Source organism: Streptomyces sp. SID11385 (genome assembly GCF_010548245.1).
Lineage (GTDB): Bacteria > Actinomycetota > Actinomycetes > Streptomycetales > Streptomycetaceae > Streptomyces.
The window spans coordinates 1-202 of sequence record NZ_JAAGLR010000375.1 but is presented as its reverse complement, the minus strand read 5'-3'; the positions used below and the strand labels follow the sequence as shown (position 1 = coordinate 202).

Genomic DNA, 202 nt, shown 5'->3' with positions numbered 1-202 from the left:
GAGCGGCACGACGAGAAGATCACGGTGTACGTGTCGGCCGAGGAACTCATGGACCTCGAACACGCCCGCCTCGTCCTGCGCGGCGAGCACGGCCTCGCCGTGGACCGGGGGCGCATCGTCCGCGAGGCGGTCGCCGTCGTCCTCGCCGACCTGGAGTCGCGCGGCGACGCGAGCATCCTCGTCCGGCGGCTGCGGGGGCGCT

At 73.8% G+C, this 202-nt stretch carries 1 protein-coding gene; it reads left to right on the top strand.

The annotated features are described in order from the left end of the window. A partial coding sequence (locus G3I42_RS11080; protein ID WP_164284922.1) for a hypothetical protein occupies nt 1–202 on the top strand: 202 nt, incomplete at both ends.